We start from the raw sequence: 15,688 nt of genomic DNA on the forward strand, positions 1-15,688 counted from the left end.
AACGAAAAACGGCGCCTTCTCAGGAGGCTAGAAGACCGTAGTGGCTGTAAATCTGGATCTGGTTCGTTGTTGCGCTGTCAGGACCGCGCATAGGCGCCTGATTGAGCACGCCCCCAAGGACCTTCGCGTCATATGCCTGCATCTGCCGCATGGCCTCCTTGATCGATGCTTGCGTGGTCGTTCCCCACTTGGCGAGGACGACGACGCCGTCTGTCTGGTGCGAGAGGACGGCCGCATCGGGGAACGCTAACACGGGCGGCGTGTCCAGAATGATCATGTCGTAATGGGGGCTTAGTTCGGCGAGCACGAGACCGATAGCCGACGGCGAGACCATGCGACCGCCGCCCTTGCCGCCGCCGGACATCGTCATCACGTCGACGCCCGGCAAAACGTCACGGGCCAGTCCGCCGCTGTCCTGCAGGGACGGGGCCGAGTTGTGCGGAGACCGACCGACGCCCGCCACAAGCTGAATCGCGGACGGGCCGTGCGTGTCGCAGTCTATCAGGAGCGCCCGCTTACCGCTTCGTCCCGTATTGGCGGCGAGAGACAGGGCGAAGGTTGTTTTGCCTTCGTCCGGCCCCGGAGAGGTCACGACAATCGACTTGGCGCGAAACCGGCTTTGGCCGAACGACAGGATCGCACGAATGGACTCCACCATCTCGACATACGCGCATGTCGCGCCCGAGTGATATAATCGCGTCAGGCTGCCCGTGAAGGAAGGCACCATGCCCAACGTGAACAGGCCCGGCACAGAGTCCATTTCGACCGGACTGCGAACGCCCTTGCGGGTGCGGTCAAGTGCGAGTGCGACACCTACGCCCAGAAGGCTGGAGGCGACCAGAGCGAGAACCATCAATTGCATGCGCGGCGGACCGGAGACCGATAGCGGCTTGTCAGCTCGCGTGATCAGATCCGCCTCCGGCTCCTGCAACTCGGCCGCTGTAGACGTCTGCGCAAAGCGGCTCAGATAGTCTTGATAGACGGCGCGCGCCGCGCTCGCTTCGCTTTCGAGCTGCCGCAACGTCACGTTCGCACGGTTTTCCTTCGACACATGCCCCTGAAGGCGCTGGACCTCTTGCGTCAGCGCCGCGACCTTCGCCTGAGCGCTTTGAAGATCCTTGCCGGAGCTTGCCGAGATGCGCCCGATCTCGGCGCTGATCTGGCGTTGAACGTGCGCAGCCGCAGCCCGGGCGGCGCGCAGTTCGGGGTTTGCGTCGCCCGCCGTACTGGCGAGGCTCGCCGCGCGGGCGTTGAGTTCCGCCTCCTGCGCCTGAAGCTGCTGGATGATAGGTGACGACAGGACTGCCGTGGTGTCGGCGCTGGATCCGCCAGCGCCGCCCGAATGCATTTCGGCGTAATGCGCCCGCTTGGCCTCAAGTTCAGATTGGGCCTCGATAAGCTGACGATTTGTTTCCACGAGCTGTTGATCAGCTATAGTTGTGCCTTCCTGCACGGGGGCCGCGTTGGGGCCGGATTGGATGATACTCTGGCTCAGCTGCGTCGAAACAAGGTCGTTCTTTTCCCGGAACTGCTCAACGGCCTGTTCCGCCTTGCGCAGCCTGTCGCGCAAAGGAACGATCTGCTCATCCAGCAGGCCATTCGCCCGCCATGTCGCGGAAATTTTCAAATGTCTCTTGAAGTCGAGGTAAACGTCCGCGTACGCGTTCGCGATCTGTGAACTTAGCGCGGCGTCGCCCGTGCGGGCTGTGACGGTGATGATGTAAGACCGCCCGTCGTTCAGCACGGTGATGCGGTTCATCAGCGCGTCGCGCGTGGCCTGGAGACGTTCGGCTGGCGACAGCTTCGGGTGATCCGGCGTTTCGCCGAGCAACCGCGAAATGGCGTCCACAATCCGGCGTTTAAGCGGTACAGCGTCGAGCATGTTGCGAAAATATGGCGCGTCGACCAGATCAAGTCTCTGCGCAACAGACGTCGCGATGGTCGAACTCCTCAGGATTCCAACTTCGGTGTTTACGGCGACGGTGTCGACGTCGACCGGAGACTGCGTGGCCTGAAGATCGCGGAACGGCGCCTGCTTCGTGCCGATCATGAGCGAAGATGACGCGTCGTAATAGGGGCTCAGAAGGCCAATTCCCACACAGGCCGGTCCGCCGATCAGCACCGTCGTCAGTGAAACTGCGAGCCAGTGTCGACGTATCACGCTGAAAATTGTCAGAGGGGAGACGTGCGAAGTATCTTGTGTTTCAGAAGGGGGAGGCCCGTTGAACGAGGGTATCTGCAAGGCGTTCATTCAGGACTCTTCCATGAAAAAATATAATCGAATAAACCGGAAGCATGTGAAGTCATGGTGCTGTGGCGATCGGCTGCGCGGGGACCGGCGGCGGTGGGACGCAGGTCAGTGCGCTCCTTTTTGGAACAGAACAGCAGGAAGGGTCTTTAAAAGGATCATGATATCCCGCCCCAGTGTCCATCCTCGGACATAGTCTGTGTCAAGCCGGACACGCTCCCCATAACTGGTGTCGCTGCGCCCGCTCACCTGCCACAAGCCTGTGACGCCGGGGCGAACCGCCAGATAATATCGCGCGTTACGCCCATAATAATCCAGCTCGGATTCAACCACGGGCCGAGGGCCGACCAGACTCATTTCAAGGCGCAGCACGTTCAATAACTGCGGCAACTCGTCGAGACTCGTTTTGCGCAAGAAACGTCCGACGGGGGTGATTCTCGGATCGTTCTTCAGTTTGCGCGTCGCGGCCCATTCCGCCGCGGCCACCGGGTCGTTTGCAAGGATGTCATCAAGCGCCTGAGCAGAGTTTACGACCATGCTTCTGAATTTCAGGCAAGGGAATAGCTTGCCGTTCAGGCCGACGCGCATGTGACCGTAGGTTCCCGGACCGCCGTCCAGACGCACAAGAACCCAAAGCACCAGCAGCACGGGGGAGGCGGCAAGCAGAAGCAACGCGGCTCCGAAGATATCCAGAGCAACTTTTGTGCTTCGTTCGACTTTGAAACGAAAACCGCTTCGGACGAAAATTGATTCATCCGCCATTTCTGGAGAGAAGTCCGTCGTGGTGTGAAGGGCGTCAGACGCCGATCCCGCTGCTTCGGGATGGCGTTTTGTATGGGCGCCGGAAATGGACGCGCTCATGGGGCACAGACTCCATTGCGAAATTGAGAGCGAGTGACCGCCCATGAAATGGCGCGTAGATTTCGGCGCCACCGGCGTGACCGTCGATCGCCTGAACCCGACCGTGTCGCCACGCTGCATGCGTTTTGCACGGCTCCTTATTACGACAACAACATCTGTTTAGCAGCAAAATCATGCGCGCGGAGCGGCAAGTTACGTAGTATAACGAAGAATTAACGGGGGTGATCCACGCTTACCGTCAAATCGTCGTTAAAGTGATTTGGCGTCGGAGACGTGTTTGTATTGCCGGGAGCAGCGCGTTAAGAACTGGGCTTCTTTGGTGGGTCGGAGATTCGTGCTGTATTTCAAACACACTGAAGAGTCGGGCATGAACCAGAAAGCTGGTGCGCCTACCCTGGCCGCAGCATGCGGGATTGCGTTCTTCATGCTTCCTCTCGCCGCCAACGCGCAGGTGATCCAAAACTACTTCCCGGCTCTGGGTAGTGGCGCAGGGGAGCTGAGCACCGAACCCACGCAGGTCAAGGCGGCCCGCGCTTACCAAGCGCAGGGATTCCAGTCTGGCCCCGTCATCGTGAATCTGGATGGTTCAGAGGGCGGCGGCTATGACAGTAACGTCGATATGTTGCCTGCCGCGCATTCGAGCGCGGTGATCAACACGCAGGGCCATCTATCGGTCGTTTCGCGCTTTCCGCACAACGATCAGGTGCACGGCGATATAAGCGTTTCGGATACGCGTTATCCCTCCCGGGCGGTTCAGAACCGAACGACGTGGACCGCAAATGTCGGCGGCACACATTATTTTGGTCGAGACGAGCTGGGTTTCTCGTACACTCACCTTTCGCTGGTGCAGATGCCGTCGGAAGCGGGCGCTCTGATTTTGAGCAGCCCTGTGCCGTATACGGTTGAAGATGGGCGCATCAGCTATCTGGTCCACACGCATGGAAGAGCCAGTTTTCAACCTTTTGTGGAAGCTCAGCGCTACGCGTTCGGACGCCCGGCGACGGTGAATAACGCGGGAGCCTACACCAACCAGACGTATCGTAACCGTGTCGTCATCAATGAAGGTGTCACCAGTCGGTACGAGCTGATGGCGGAGACGCATCTTCTTGTGGTCGCGCAGGGGACGGAAATTCGTTACGATACTCCAGCGTCCGGATACCCTAGCCGAAATTCGAATGGTTTTTCCATTCTGGGTGGCTACGACGCGGGTTGGAAGGGGCCGATCAAGTTCCGTGCGCTCCTCGGCTACCAGATGCGTCGTTACGCCTCGACGCTTTATGGGAAGATTACCTCGCCAGTGGCTGAAGCCCAGCTTAGTTGGGAGCCGACACGGCTTACCAGCGCCGTGCTCAGCGTGCGCCACGGTATCGAGGACAGTGCATTCGAAGGCGTGGTCGGTTTCACGAATACTGCGGCGTCGCTCGTCGTGACGCATGCGCTGCAACGCAACGTGCTGTTGACGTTCAATGCGCAGGTCAACAAAGCATCCTATCCCGCGACGCCTGCAGCGCTGAAGGGAACGCCTGTCTATCAGGTGGCCAGCGACCAGAATACTTACGGTTTCGGCCTCAGCGGGCAGGTTTTTTTAAACCGTCACCTCTCGGTGACCGCCAATTACAGTTACCTGAGCCAAAGTGTCTATCAGAGCGCGATGTTCCCGGTGCACATGGCTCAGCTCAGCGTGCATTTCGCTCTTTAAGCCAGTTTTCATTTTCAGCAGGGAAGTCGGATGATGCTTTCGTCGGGATATAGCTTCGGTCGTTCGGTTCGTGCGGCGGCTTTGCTAGGGAGTGTGGCGTTATCGGCGGCTGGCTGTGCGGGTGGATACAACCTGAAACCAGCGCCGCCTTACGATCCGGGCCAATACAAGCTTGGTGTCGACGATGAAATTCGCGTCATCACATATGGGCAGGATCAGCTGACTTCAGACTTCAGGGTCGATAGCAACGGTAAGGTGGCGTTTCCGCTGACCGATGGATTACAGGCCGCCGGTCTTACGACCCGGCAGTTTGCGAACGAGGTCGCGGAGGCGTTGGAAAAATCGCGGATGCTGCGCGACCCGAAAGTGTCGGTCGAAATTACCGCATACCGCATGGTGTCCGTTCTGGGTGAAGTCGCCCGTCCTGGTCAGTATCCCTACCAACCGGGGATGACGATGTTGACGGCCGTGGCTTCGGCTGGCGGGTTTACCTACCGCTCGCTTGAAAGCCGCGCCTATGTCTTGCGGCAGGAGGGCGACCACACAGTCGTCGGTAAACTGAAGCCCCAAGATTATGTCAAACCCGGAGATGTCATCAAGATTTACGAAAGGCACTTCTAAGACGAAACAGCTCTGAAGAAACTCAGCGTCGGGATGGGCGCCGGAATCCATTAGGGTTCTTCGCTGGGCACTACCTCAACGCGGCGATCAGGCCGCCGATGATGGGAAGCCACGCGAGCAGGCCCAGAACGACGCCGAGCACCACGCCGCGCGCCGTAGACGTCCGTTCGTCGGATTTGGCGGTATCGCCTGAGACCGAAGAGCGGGCGGCTATAGTGTTGCTGGAAGAAGCCTGCCTCATTGTCGTCAGCTCACCCCAAAGAATCCGTCCGATCATTGTCGGAACCTAATTGACGAAGATTTAACAGCCCCCGCGCGATTTAAAAGCGACATCTGACATGCACTGGTTCCCGCGCGGAGCCAAAAAAGATCGAAAACAGACGGCCAGACTGCCGACGCAAGTGAGGAAGCGATATGACGACACCGATCTCGCAAGTGAAAGTAGCCATCATCCACGAATGGCTTGAGCACTACGCCGGTTCGGAGCGTGTTGTCGCCGAGCTTCTTAAAATCTTCCCGCAGGCTGAAATATTCGCGGTGGTCGATTTCCTTCCTCCGGAAGAGCGCGGATTTCTGGGCGGCCGAAAGGTAACCACCACGTTTGTCCAGAAGCTGCCCTTCGCGCGCAAATATTTCCGACACTACCTGGGGTTGATGCCAATCGCGGTCGAGCAGTTCGATCTCGCCAAATTTGACCTGATCGTGTCCAGCCATCACGCGGTGGCGAAGGGCATCATCACTGGTCCCGACCAGTTCCATATCTGCTACGTGCACTCGCCAATGCGTTACGCATGGGACATGCAGGCCGCCTATCTTCGTCAGAGCGGGCTTGAACGTGGCCTGAAGGGGATGTTCGTACGCTGGATGCTGCACCGGATCCGGACGTGGGACGTGCGGGCGGCTTCAGGCGTCGATGTATTTGTAGCCAATTCCTCCTATATCGCGCGCCGCATTCGCAAGGTGTATCGGCGCGATGCGTTGGTTATCCACCCGCCGGTAGAAATCGAACGTTTTCAGGTCGCAAAGACCGAGCGTTCATCCTACATCGTCGCTGCGCGGCAGGTCCCGTACAAGCGTGTCGATCTCGTCGTGGAAGCGTTTCGCAAGATGCCGCAACGTAAGCTTATGGTCGTGGGCGGCGGTCCTGATCACGACAAAATCGTCGAACTGGCGGCCGGATCGCCGAATATTACGGTGAAAGGCAAAGTGCCGCACGACGAGTTGCTGGCCTTGATGCAGGGCGCCAAGGCGTTCGTATTCGCCGCCGAGGAAGATTTCGGCATCGCGCTGGTGGAGGCGCAAGCCTGCGGCACTCCGCTCATCGCGTTCGGTCGCGGGGGAGCGCTGGATATTGTGCGTCTGGAGGGCGATCCTGAAGGCTGTACAGGGGTGCTGTTCGACACGCAGGATGCCGATGCGATTGTCGCGGCGGTCGACTGGTTTGAGGCTGCCGACGCGTCGATTACTCCGGAAAACTGCCGCCGCAACGCGCTGCGGTTTTCGGAAGAGGCGTTCCGTCAACACGTGACAAAGTTGGCGGAGGGACTGCTCGACCAGGGGCTGCCGACATCGCGTGTCTCGGATCCGTTGACGAGCATGACGATCGAAGCCGAATAATCGCTTGCCTGATTTTTTAGGCGCCTGCCCCCTCAGACAGGCCATGTCACCGGGGCGCAGACTATGACTTCATCGCGCGCTGCTGGGTTTGCGCCACGTGGAGGCCGATTTCGATGACCGTGCCTTTGATGGGCGCCATCCTGTTTCCGCTTTGTTTCCTGCTGTGGGCGAAACCGGATCGTATGCTCGGCCTGCTTCTGGTCGCCGGAGTATTTCCTGCGGCATCCGCGCTCACGCTCGGAAGCGTCTGTCTGCAGCCATCGCTTGTCCCAGGCCTCGCGTTTATCTCCTACGTCGTTCTGCAGAAGCTTCTCGGCGCTCGATATCCGGGACAGGATGCGGCGTCACGGTTATGCGGCCCCATGATGCTGGCCACAGGATGGGCGCTGGTCGGCTCCATCGTCATGCCGCGACTGTTTCGGAATCAGGTTCATGTCTGGCCACAGAAGCAGGATCTGGTTGGCGGTCAGGTCCTGCTGACGCCGACTTTCGGCAATATCTCGCAAGACACATACTTGCTGCTGAACGTGCTGCTGATGGTGCTCGCCGCGCAGTACCTGACCCGGTGGCAAGTGAAGCTGAGCCGCCTGTATTATGCGTATCTCGCCGCAGGGTGGCTGGTGGTGGTCCTATGCGTCTGGCAGTTCGGCAGCCGCGTGGGCGGCCTGCCGTTCCCGAAGACGTTTTTCTACTCGAACACCGGATGGGCGGTGTTGGATAACCAGATGGCGGGACCGGTGCCGCGCATCAACGCGACCTTCAGCGAACCGTCAGCCTGTGCGTCATATCTCGCGGGCATTCTGTTCTCGACGGTCTGGGTGACGTTGAAAGGCTACAAGGTTCGCTTCTCCCGCCTGCTCATCGCGGCCTCCGCTTTGGGCATGTGCCTGACGACCTCGACGACCGGATTCGCCGCTGTCGCGGTAGGGGCGCTGCTGATGCCGATCATGGTCGTGGCGACAGGCGCCGCGCGCCTGCTTGGACGGATCGGGCAACTGGCTATGATTTGCGCCGTGCTTCTGGGCGTCGGCGGTTTGGCCGTGGCGACGTTCTCTCCCCACACCGTGGAAAGCGCGCAGATGATCGCGTCGAGCACGGCGGAAAAAAAGAACAGCGTGTCGTATCAGGAACGCTCGCAGGCCGACGCCGACTCCCTTACGGCCTTCGCCGAGACCTACGGGCTGGGGGTCGGATGGGGCAGCAATCGTTCGTCCAGCCTCATTCCCGGTCTGTTGGCGACTGTGGGCGCCGTCGGCGTCATCTGTCTTGCGGTTTTTGACTGGAGACTTATGAAATCCGCCGCGTGGGCCTTGCGCGCTGCGCCGGGGTCGCCTGAAACCATGGTGGTTGAGGGCGTCATGGCGGCGCTCGCTGGACGTCTGACGGCGGCGTGCATCTCGGGCCCGACCATAGGCCTGCCGGATTTTTACGTGCTGATCGCGGTGGCAATTGCAGCCATTGTGCGCGTTCAGATGCTCAGTCGGGCGACAAGTGTTGCTGTCCCGGTAGGGGCGTTGATCGCCGCGGAGTGACCTTTATCGAATGATTGGAGCGTTTACGGATTTCGCGGATCAGGGGCTTCTGATTCCGTTGGAAATCGCGGTCTTTTTCGTTTTGCTGGCTCTTGGGCGCCCACGTGACGCCCGCGCGTGGGGCGTTGCGATGGCCGCCGGTTCGCTGCTGATTCTGCTGTTGAAGCTGTGGTTTGAACGCTGCGGCGTTCCCCAGCATCGCATTATCTACAGCCCTAGCGGTCACTCTATGGCCGGCACAATGGTCTATGGCGGCCTTCTTGCACTCTTCTGCGGCAGCGACGTGGTGTTCGCATGCGGCGTGGTCCTGCTGGCAATCGCGTTCGCAACCTCCCGAATCGCTCTGGGCGTGCATACGGTCCCAGAGGTGACTCTCGGCGGTTTCATCGGGCTATGCGTGGCCGTCGCCCTGCGTCGGGCGCTGGCGCGCGAGCAGGCGGAAAGCCGCGCGGCTCTGTTTACGACGCTTGCGGTGTTCGGCGTGCTCGCGCTGGCGCTGCACGGGTATCGATTGGGAGTAGAGCGCCGCATACAAGCGTTCGCGCATGCGGAACTGGGACGTCTGTTCTGTCAGGGACCCGGTCCCGGTCGGCACTTCTAAACCTCTGTCAGTCTGCCAGATATCGCTCACGGATGTGGCGCAGGTAAGCCCCGGCGCCAAGCGGGCCGCCTGTGGCGTCCGCGATAATCTCCATCGTGGAGGCGCTGCTCGCTCTTTCATGCACCGTCTTGCGCAGCCAGCCGACAACATCGCCGAACTCTCCCCGGCGGACTGAGGCGTCGAGGTCGGGCAGAGCCGTCGCCGCCGCTTCCTTCAGTTGCGCCGCCGTCAGCGCCCCGAGAGCGTAACAGGGGAAATATCCCCATAGGCCGAGCGGCCAGTGAATGTCCTGCAGGCACCCGCGGCGATCATCAGGAACAGCGAGACCAAGGAGCGCCTTGATTCGGGCATTGAACGCTTCAGGCAGATCGCGAAGAGCGAGTGTCCCGTCGACCATCGCGCTTTCGAGTTCGTAGCGCGCGATAATGTGCGCAGGGTAAGTCACTTCGTCGGCGTCAACGCGGATGAAGCCGGGCTCGACTTTCGTCATGTGACGATAGAGAGTCTCCGAACTCCATCCCTCGCCACCAAAAGCACGCTCCATTGCTGGCGCCGCAAACGATGCGAATGCGGGTGATCTCGCGATCTGCATCTCCAGAAACAAGGACTGGCTTTCGTGCATCGTCATGCCGCGCGCCGTCCCTACCGGCTGCCCGGCCCATGCCTTCGGCAGTCCCTGCTCGTAAAGAGCGTGCCCGGTTTCGTGCACGACGCCCAGAAACGCCGGGAGAAAATTCGCTTCGTCATAACGCGTCGTGATGCGAACGTCGTCGGTGGCGCCGCCACAGAAGGGGTGCGTGCTGACATCCAGCCTCCCGCGTGTCATGTCGAAGCCTACCGCCTCCATCATGGTCCGCCCGAATGCTTCCTGCGCTGCGACAGGGAATGGCGCGCGGCCCGGGCCCGCCTCGGCACCCGATCGAGAGGATTGTCGGTCCAGCACAGCTTGCAGCAGTGACGGCAGTTCCCGCCCAAGTTCGTCGAAAATCGGCGCAATGACGTCCCGACGCATTCCGGGGTCGAAGGCGTCCAGCATTGCGTCATAGGGGGAGAGGGATAACGCTTCGCCAGTCGCCACCGCGCATTCGCGCGTAAGGTCCAGCACGACCTGTAGCTCAGGGAGCAGTGCGGCGAAGTCGCTGTTCGCGCGCGCTCCACGCCAGACCATCTCACACCGGGAGCTGGCCTTGGACATTGCCTCGACAAGATCGCCTGGAACGGCCACTGCGCGAGCGTGCAGGCGCCGCATTTCTGCGAGATTGGCCGCCCGCCACGGATCGTCGCCAGAATCGGCGCGCTCCAGCAAGTCCTGCGTTTGGGGCGCAGTCAGAAGTTCGTGTCGCAGCCCCTCCAGAGTGGCCATGGTCGCGCCCCGACGTTCAGCGGCTCCATCCGGCATCATCACGTCGCGATCCCATGACAGCACGCCCTGCGCGTCTCCCAGCGCGGAAAGACGGGCGAACAGGCGCTCGAGCGTTTCGTAAGCAGTCATGACAGGTCATCTCCATCATTAGTCGTGAGTCCTTACGTGCGACCCGAGAGCGCATGCAGGCGACGAAGCAGCCAATAAGGCGGTGTGGGGAGGGCGAAAAGATCGGTTTCAGGTAAGAGCCACTTCCGTATAGCGGTATCGGGATGCGGAGGCGACGCGCGCCCTTCAAGATACTGCACGGATAAGTTGGGTGGGCCTTCAGCGCGATTGCTAAGGCCGTTTCTCAGAGCTTCATTATGGGCGCGCGCTCGGGGTGCAGGTCTTCTGACGAGGCGGCAACGGGTATATTTTCACATCTCTGAAGTGGCCTTAAGGAATGACCTTCCGGGATGCGCCCGAATGGTGAAGGAAAACGACGTGACGGGTGACATTCCCGCAGAAATCGCTGCGGCGCTCGGACGTCTGGAAATTGGCGACGCAGCAGGAGCCTTCGACGATCTGCGCGCTATTCTGGCGAGAGAGCCGGAGAACGTCGATGTTCTGCATGCGCTTGCCAAAACAGCACATCAAGCAGGGCGGTATGACGCTGCGGTTGCCTACGCGGGAAAGGCCGTCGGGTTTTCCTCGACGACGGACCGCACCGCTGCGGGACTACATGTCACGCTGGGACTTTCGCTGCTGGCCCTTGGTCACGCTGAGCCAGCCCGCGCCGCCTTGCACGTAGCTACACTCGCCGCGCCGGACGAGGCTTCTCCACGTCTGGCGCTCGCGCAGGCGCTGGAGGCGCTTGGTCGGATGGATGACGCTACGGAGGCGTTACTCGACGCGATACGGATGAAGCCCGCAGAGGCCGGTTTCAGGCTGGCTTACGGCCGGTTGCTTGAGCGTTTGGGGGGGGGGGACGCGGCGCTCAGTGCCTATGAAGACGCCGTGACGCTCGCCGTCGTGGGCGACGTCGTCACGCGCCAGCATAAGGCGGAACTGCTGCGGCGGCTCGGACGGGCGGAGGAGGCTGAACAGGCGTTTGCCGAGGTGCGGGAGAGGCTTCCCGACGATCCCGCAGCGTTAGCCAACCATGGCGCTTCGCTGTTCGATCTTGGCCGCATGGAGGAGGCGTCCGAAGCGCTGGAGGCGTCCGCCGGCGCTTCTCCGAATTCGGCCGAAACACAAACGAATCTCGGGTTGGTAAGGATGGCGTGCGGAGATCTGCCGGGCGCCGACGCGGCGTTCGTGCGGGCCTCCGCATTACGGCCGGACGATCCGCTGATAGCCCTGAACAGGGGCACGCTGCTTGGTGAACTCGGAGACCGCGAGGCCGCGCGCAGGTTGTTTGCTTCTGTCATCGCAGCGCGCCCTGACGGCCAGGACGCCGCTCGCGCGCGGTTCAATCTTGGAACGCTCGATCTGGCCGAAGGCCGCTTTAAGGACGGTTGGCGGAATTTCGAGGCGCGGTTGGCGTTCATGCCGCCGTCACTGGGGACGGAGTTGCCTCGTTGGGAGGGTAGACCGCAGACGGGCCGCGTTTTGCTCACTGCAGAGCAGGGGCTTGGAGATTTCATCCAGTTCCTGCGTTTTGTGCCAGCGGCGCTGGAGCGCGCGCCCGTTCATCTTCAAGCGCCTCCGACGATGATCGCATTGCTTGAACGCGGCGTCTCGGCGCCGAACTGGGCGCGCAGCACGGAGTCTGGAAGGCTGACGATTTCGGCCGACGCGCACGATGGCGATGCCCCAAGCGCCCATGCATCCGTTCTTAGCCTGCCGTTTCTGCTCGATGCAGGACGGCCGCCGCCTTTTCTGCCTTACCTGGATACGAGGCGGAAAGATGGGCGGAATTGTTCTGTCATGAAAATAGGCGTTTGCAGCGCAGGAAATTCCTCTTACCGCTTCGACAGGCGCCGCTCCATTTCATGGGAAGGGCTTGCCGGTCTGCTGGCGATCGGAGACGTCGAATGGCGCTCTCTCCAGCCGGGAGCCTGCCCGCCAAACGTTGTTCCGTTGCCCGAAGGAGATATGGCGCAAACGGCGGCCATCGTCGGAGAACTCGACCTCGTTATCACGGTGGACACCGCTATTGCGCATCTTGCAGGCGCGATGGGCAAGCCGGTCTGGTTGCTGAATCGATATGGTGGCGATTGGCGGTGGGCTGCGGGCTCGTGGGCGAAAGACGAGAGTGGAGAACAACGTAATCTCTGGTACCCGTCTCTGCGCATGTTCCAGCAGGAAGAGCCGGCCCTTCCGGAGAGGGCATGGCGGACCCCGGTTCGCGCCGTGGCGGACACGTTACGCGCCGAATTGCGGTTACGCGGCGCGCGCGACTAAGCTGCGCCAGCGTTTCAGGGAGAGTGAACGATGGATCTCGGGATTGCAGGACGTAAGGCGATCGTATGCGCCGCGTCCAAGGGACTTGGGCGTGGCGTCGCTGAGAAGTTGGCGGCGGCTGGCGTGCATCTGACGTTGAACGCCCGAGGGGCGGAGGCTCTGGAGGCGACAGCGGCGGACCTTTCGGAGCGTTACGCCGTCTCCATCAAAACCGTGGCGGCCGACGTGACGACTGAACAGGGGCGGGCGCAGCTGCTGGAGACCGAGCCCGCCGCTGATATCCTGATCAACAACGCGGGTGGACCGCCGCCAGGCATGTGGACCGACTGGTCTGAGGAAGCCTGGCTGAAAGCCGTCGGCGCGAACATGCTGACGCCGATTATGCTGATCAAGGCCGTGTTGCCGGGGATGATCGAACGCGGATGGGGCAGGGTGGTCAACATCACGTCATCCTCAGTGAAAGCGCCGATCGGCAATCTGGGACTTTCGACGGGCGCGCGCTGCGGGCTGACGGGCTATGTCGCGGGAACAGCGCGGCAGGTTGCAAAACATGGCGTTGTCATCAACAATCTTCTTCCCGGCATGCACGAGACGGACAGGCTGTCGGGACGGATCGAGAGCGACGCGCGCAATCGTGGCGTCTCTTACGAGCAGGCCCGGGCTGATCTTGCAGCAAGCATCCCGACAGGGCATCTCGGTCGTGCGCAGGACTTTGGCGCTGTCGGCGCTTTCCTGTGCAGCGAGCATGTCGGCTTTATGGTCGGACAAAACGTTCTGCTCGACGGTGGGATGATCAACGCGACGTTCTGATGATTTGCTCGAAAGAGCAATGATGCACGGCGGTGACATGATCAGGTTAGGCGGACCATCCGGACGGTCCGCTGTCATTCCGTGGCAGAACCTTTGTCGCCCAGAGTCATTTTCATGACTGTGCGCACTGGCACAACGTCTCGACAAAGGAGATCTCAGCATGTCGGACCAGAACTTCCGCGCCATTCTCACCGGATCGTTCTCGACCCCCTGCAAAGACAACCCGACGGGTGCGATGATTGAAGCCGCGTGGAAAAGCGACGGCACGAACGCGCGCTACGTCAATTGCGACGTGAAGCCGGAAAATCTCGCCACCGCGGTCGCAGGCGCGAAGGCTATGGAATGGGTGGGTTTCAATTGCTCCATGCCGCACAAGGTGTCGGTCATCCAGCACCTTGACGGCGTGACGGACGCCGCGGAGCTGATCGGCGCGGTCAACTGCGTTTCAATCAGTGACGGCAAGCTGACCGGCGACAACACGGACGGAAAGGGCTTTCTGGAATCCCTCAAGAGCGTGACCGATCCTGCGGGCAAGCGAGTGCTGTTGCTTGGGGCGGGCGGCGCAGCGCGTGCGATCGCCGTGGAACTGGGACTGGCCGGAGCCGCGTCTGTCGCGATCGCAAGCCGCGATGTCTCAAAGGCTGAGGAAATCGCCAAACTTCTTGCTGAAAACACGAAGTCCGAAGCCAGTGCCCTACCTTGGGACGGGGACATCGATGTCCCCCAGGACATTGAGATCCTCATCAACGCCACTCCGGTCGGTCTTGGCGACGCTGAGGCGATGCCAGACGTGAACGTCGAGACTCTCGGCGGAGTGGAGATCGTCGCCGACGTCATCTTCAATCCGCCCAAAACGCGTCTTTTACGGACCGCGGCCGAGAAGGGCTGCACCACATTGGATGGTCTGGGCATGCTGGTGAATCAGGGCGTGATAGGCGTCGAGCAGTGGATGGGCAAAAAGCCTGATGCGCAGGTGATGGCGGATACGCTGAAAGACATCTTCGGCGCTTGAGGCGCCTTGACGTTATGCCGAGCGCGTCTTCCCGGCGCGCTCGCGCTCCTTGACCTTGTTCCATACGGCGTCGAGTTCATCCACCGTTCTACCTGACGGTGTAAGGCCCTGTTCAGCAAGAATGGCCTCAAGCGCCTGAAACCGGCGGGTGAACTTGTCGTTCGCACGCCGCAGGCACGCTTCCGGGTCAAGCTCCAGCCGGCGAGCGAGGCTGGCTGTGGCGAACAGCAGATCGCCGATCTCATCCTCAAGCGCGTCCCGGTCGCCGTTCGCAAGTTCGACGCCGACCTCGTTCACTTCTTCCTGCACCTTCGCGAACACGCCCTCGACGTCGGGCCAGTCGAACCCGACACGGGCCGCACGGGCGGCGAGTTTGCGCGCCCGCAGTAGCGCCGGAAGCGCACGGGGAACGCCAGCGAGAGCGCCGGTCTCGGCGCGCGCGATGCGTTCCTGCTCCTTGCGGGCCTCCCATTGCGCCATCAGCGCGGCGTCGTCGCGCGCCGCGGTCGTTTCGTCCGTGAAGACATGCGGATGGCGGCGGATCATCTTGTCGGCGATAGCACGGGCCACTGTGGCGAAGTCGAATCGCCCGCTTTCTTCGGCCATGCGCGCCTGAAACACGACCTGCAGCAGCAGGTCGCCCAACTCGTCAGCGGTCTCGTCCCAGGCGCCTCGGTCTATAGCGTCGGCGATCTCATACGCTTCTTCGATGGCGTAGGGTGCGATGGTCGCAGGCGTCTGCGCGACATCCCAGGGGCAGCCGTTTTCCGGATCGCGCAGACGCGCCATGACGTCGATAAGACGTTCCAGTTGCGCCGAGGCGTCGGAGGACGGACGCGTGGGCGACTGCGTCAAAGGGGAAGCGGTCATCGGCAAACGATCCTGCGCGAGGTGGTGATGCTTCATGCAATAGCCGCCCGGCGTAGCGCATGAGAA

The 15,688-nt window shown here is 61.3% G+C and carries 13 protein-coding genes; 8 read left to right on the forward strand and 5 right to left on the reverse strand.

Annotated features, from left to right (window positions below):
• Positions 1-19: 19 nt before the first annotated feature.
• Entirely contained in the window at positions 20-2,251 is a 2,232-nt protein-coding gene (locus J2D73_RS06925) for a GumC family protein (protein ID WP_207880769.1), read from the reverse strand.
• Positions 2,252-2,356: 105 nt separating this feature from the next.
• Positions 2,357-3,229 carry a sugar transferase gene (locus tag J2D73_RS06930; RefSeq protein ID WP_243429732.1) on the reverse strand — a complete coding sequence of 291 codons (873 nt, stop codon included), beginning with the start codon at positions 3,227-3,229 and terminating at the stop codon, positions 2,357-2,359.
• A 247-nt stretch (positions 3,230-3,476) separates the two neighbouring features.
• On the opposite strand from J2D73_RS06930, the gene J2D73_RS06935 reads away from it, so the two are divergent.
• Both J2D73_RS06935 and J2D73_RS06940 read left to right on the forward strand, forming a co-directional pair.
• Positions 3,477-4,808 carry an outer membrane beta-barrel protein gene (locus J2D73_RS06935; RefSeq protein WP_243429733.1) on the forward strand — a complete coding sequence of 444 codons (1,332 nt, stop codon included), beginning with the start codon at positions 3,477-3,479 and terminating at the stop codon, positions 4,806-4,808.
• Between the two features lie 30 nt (positions 4,809-4,838).
• Positions 4,839-5,429 carry a polysaccharide biosynthesis/export family protein gene (locus J2D73_RS06940; RefSeq protein ID WP_243429734.1) on the forward strand — a complete coding sequence of 197 codons (591 nt, stop codon included), beginning with the start codon at positions 4,839-4,841 and terminating at the stop codon, positions 5,427-5,429.
• Positions 5,430-5,499: 70 nt separating this feature from the next.
• Here the strand turns inward: J2D73_RS06940 and J2D73_RS06945 are convergent, their stop codons facing one another.
• Positions 5,500-5,706 carry a hypothetical protein gene (locus J2D73_RS06945; protein ID WP_207880771.1) on the reverse strand — a complete coding sequence of 69 codons (207 nt, stop codon included), beginning with the start codon at positions 5,704-5,706 and terminating at the stop codon, positions 5,500-5,502.
• Between the two features lie 137 nt (positions 5,707-5,843).
• On the opposite strand from J2D73_RS06945, the gene J2D73_RS06950 reads away from it, so the two are divergent.
• The 3 genes from J2D73_RS06950 to J2D73_RS06960 all read left to right on the forward strand — a co-directional run bounded on the left by J2D73_RS06950 (position 5,844) and on the right by J2D73_RS06960 (position 9,179).
• Complete coding sequence (locus tag J2D73_RS06950; protein WP_207880773.1) at positions 5,844-7,046, forward strand: glycosyltransferase; 1,203 nt, start codon at positions 5,844-5,846, stop codon at positions 7,044-7,046.
• 113 nt (positions 7,047-7,159) lie between these two features.
• Positions 7,160-8,578, forward strand: a complete 1,419-nt coding sequence (locus J2D73_RS06955) for a hypothetical protein (protein ID WP_207880775.1) — start codon at positions 7,160-7,162, stop codon at positions 8,576-8,578.
• A gap of 10 nt (positions 8,579-8,588) precedes the next feature.
• A complete protein-coding gene (locus J2D73_RS06960; protein ID WP_207880778.1) occupies positions 8,589-9,179 on the forward strand; it encodes a phosphatase PAP2 family protein in 591 nt (196 codons plus the stop codon).
• A 7-nt stretch (positions 9,180-9,186) separates the two neighbouring features.
• Here the strand turns inward: J2D73_RS06960 and J2D73_RS06965 are convergent, their stop codons facing one another.
• The gene (locus J2D73_RS06965; protein WP_207880780.1) at positions 9,187-10,671 is read right to left on the reverse strand and encodes a carboxypeptidase M32; all 1,485 of its coding nucleotides are present in this window, start codon (positions 10,669-10,671) and stop codon (positions 9,187-9,189) included.
• A gap of 339 nt (positions 10,672-11,010) precedes the next feature.
• Between J2D73_RS06965 and J2D73_RS06970 the strand changes: the two genes are divergently transcribed.
• The 3 genes from J2D73_RS06970 (at position 11,011) to aroE (ending at position 14,752) form a co-directional block, all read left to right on the forward strand.
• Positions 11,011-12,930: a tetratricopeptide repeat protein gene (locus J2D73_RS06970; protein ID WP_207880783.1), complete on the forward strand. Its 1,920-nt coding sequence runs from the start codon at positions 11,011-11,013 to the stop codon at positions 12,928-12,930.
• Between the two features lie 30 nt (positions 12,931-12,960).
• Positions 12,961-13,740, forward strand: a complete 780-nt coding sequence (locus tag J2D73_RS06975; protein ID WP_207880786.1) for an SDR family oxidoreductase — start codon at positions 12,961-12,963, stop codon at positions 13,738-13,740.
• A 160-nt stretch (positions 13,741-13,900) separates the two neighbouring features.
• On the forward strand, positions 13,901-14,752 hold the full coding sequence (gene aroE / locus J2D73_RS06980; protein WP_207880788.1) for a shikimate dehydrogenase: 852 nt from the start codon (positions 13,901-13,903) through the stop codon (positions 14,750-14,752).
• A gap of 12 nt (positions 14,753-14,764) precedes the next feature.
• Here the strand turns inward: aroE and mazG are convergent, their stop codons facing one another.
• The gene (mazG, locus tag J2D73_RS06985) at positions 14,765-15,622 is read right to left on the reverse strand and encodes a nucleoside triphosphate pyrophosphohydrolase (RefSeq protein WP_207880945.1); all 858 of its coding nucleotides are present in this window, start codon (positions 15,620-15,622) and stop codon (positions 14,765-14,767) included.
• Positions 15,623-15,688 lie beyond the last annotated feature (66 nt).

This window comes from Acetobacter sacchari (assembly GCF_017377715.1).
Classification (GTDB): Bacteria; Pseudomonadota; Alphaproteobacteria; order Acetobacterales; family Acetobacteraceae; genus Acetobacter; species Acetobacter sacchari.

Coding starts and splice junctions, on each gene's coding strand:
- J2D73_RS06940 (WP_243429734.1), top strand. CDS start 4,839: ATGATGCTTTCGTCGGGATATAGCTTCGGTCGTTCGGTTCGTGCGGCG.
- J2D73_RS06955 (WP_207880775.1), top strand. CDS start 7,160: ATGACCGTGCCTTTGATGGGCGCCATCCTGTTTCCGCTTTGTTTCCTG.
- J2D73_RS06975 (WP_207880786.1), top strand. CDS start 12,961: ATGGATCTCGGGATTGCAGGACGTAAGGCGATCGTATGCGCCGCGTCC.
- J2D73_RS06960 (WP_207880778.1), top strand. CDS start 8,589: ATGATTGGAGCGTTTACGGATTTCGCGGATCAGGGGCTTCTGATTCCG.
- J2D73_RS06945 (WP_207880771.1), bottom strand. CDS start 5,706: ATGATCGGACGGATTCTTTGGGGTGAGCTGACGACAATGAGGCAGGCT.
- aroE (WP_207880788.1), top strand. CDS start 13,901: ATGTCGGACCAGAACTTCCGCGCCATTCTCACCGGATCGTTCTCGACC.
- J2D73_RS06935 (WP_243429733.1), top strand. CDS start 3,477: ATGAACCAGAAAGCTGGTGCGCCTACCCTGGCCGCAGCATGCGGGATT.
- mazG (WP_207880945.1), bottom strand. CDS start 15,622: ATGACCGCTTCCCCTTTGACGCAGTCGCCCACGCGTCCGTCCTCCGAC.
- J2D73_RS06930 (WP_243429732.1), bottom strand. CDS start 3,229: ATGCAGCGTGGCGACACGGTCGGGTTCAGGCGATCGACGGTCACGCCG.
- J2D73_RS06950 (WP_207880773.1), top strand. CDS start 5,844: ATGACGACACCGATCTCGCAAGTGAAAGTAGCCATCATCCACGAATGG.
- J2D73_RS06925 (WP_207880769.1), bottom strand. CDS start 2,251: ATGAACGCCTTGCAGATACCCTCGTTCAACGGGCCTCCCCCTTCTGAA.
- J2D73_RS06965 (WP_207880780.1), bottom strand. CDS start 10,671: ATGACTGCTTACGAAACGCTCGAGCGCCTGTTCGCCCGTCTTTCCGCG.
- J2D73_RS06970 (WP_207880783.1), top strand. CDS start 11,011: ATGGTGAAGGAAAACGACGTGACGGGTGACATTCCCGCAGAAATCGCT.